The sequence below is a fragment of the Arthrobacter sp. AQ5-05 genome, from assembly GCF_003287975.1.
In the GTDB taxonomy this organism is placed as follows: domain Bacteria; phylum Actinomycetota; class Actinomycetes; order Actinomycetales; family Micrococcaceae; genus Paeniglutamicibacter.
Map to the genome: position 1 here is coordinate 1 of NZ_QMKQ01000079.1, position 1,303 is coordinate 1,303.

Genomic DNA, 1,303 nt, shown 5'->3' on the forward strand with positions numbered 1-1,303 from the left:
TGGGCTGCTTAGGACTTTTCGGACAGCGGATTAGTGGTTTCTCTACGCTGCCGTGGCCGGCTGCTGGTAACTATAGTGGACTTCGTTCGGTCGCCGATAATTGAGCGCCGAATGTCGTCTGCGGCTGTTGTAGAACCCCTCGATGTAGCGGATGACGTCTTTTCGTGCCCGCTCCTTCGTGGCGTACGTCGTGCGGTAGACACGCTCGTTTTTCAGGGCCGAGAAGAAGGTCTCGGCTTGGCTGTTGTCCCAGCAAATCCCGGTTCTCCCCATGGACGAACGCATGCCCAGCCCGGTGACCAGGGTCCGGTAAGAGGCCGAGGTGTAGACGCTGCCACGGTCGGAATGGCTTATCGCGTTCGGCTCGATCCGGGACGTGTCCGCGGCGTTGCGCAGCGCCTTTTCCACGAGCTCGGCGCGCATGTGGTCCTCGATCGCCCAGCCGACGACCTTCTTGGAATAGCAGTCGATGACCGTGGCCAGATAGATGAATCCCTGCCACGTATGGATGTAGGTGATGTCGCCGACGAACTTGATGCCCGGGCGGTCGGCGGTGAAGTCCCGCCGGACCAGGTCCGGCATGGCGGCGGCGGCCTCGGCATCCGCCTCGGTGGTGATTCTGAAGGGCCGTGGCTGGCACGGCACCAGGCCCTCTTGCCGCATGATCTGGCGGGCCAGCTCCGGGGAGCATTCGGTGCCCTCGTCCGCCAGATCCGCGTGGATCCGGCGGTATCCGTAGGTTCCTTCGGATTCCTCGAAGAAATGCCGCACGCGGGCCGCCAGCTCCGCCCTGCGGGCCGCGGTGGCCGAGACCGGGCGGGAGCGCCAGTGGTAGAAACCGGAGCGGGAGACCTCCAGCCACCGGCACATCTTCAGCACCGCCGGGGCCTTCAGGGTCGCGGCGTAGGAGTCGATGAATTCATACTTCGCCACTACCGTGGCTCCCTTGCGAAGTATGCGGCCGCTTTTTTTAGGAATGCGGCCTCGGCCTTCAGCTCATGGTTCTCGCGTTCCAGTTCCTTGAGGCGGGCACGTTCGGAGACGTTCAGTTCCGGCTCCGTCTCGGTGCCTCCGTGGGCTTCCTTGTACTTCTTCAGCCAACTGCGCAACGTCTCGGCGCCCACGCCGTATTCGGTGGCGACGGTCTTGATGGGCTTGGACGAGTCGATGACTTCGCGGCACAGTTCATCCTTGAATTCCTGGCTGAACCTGCGTCGTGTTGGTGACATTTCGGTGATTCCTCATTCCGGTGAACCCCATCATTTCATGGGGCACCACTGTCCGAAATATCCAGAGCAGCCCA

1 protein-coding gene is annotated in these 1,303 nt (G+C 62.4%); it reads right to left on the reverse strand.

Features of this window, described 5'->3' with window-relative positions; translation table 11 throughout:
• Positions 1-42 precede the first annotated feature (42 nt).
• Positions 43-1,229 (reverse strand): IS3 family transposase gene (locus DQ353_RS21070; RefSeq protein WP_113765135.1). Its coding sequence is split into 2 segments (ribosomal slippage): positions 43-974 and positions 974-1,229, totalling 1,188 coding nucleotides; the frame shifts between segments, so codons are not numbered across the junction.
• Positions 1,230-1,303: the final 74 nt, after the last annotated feature.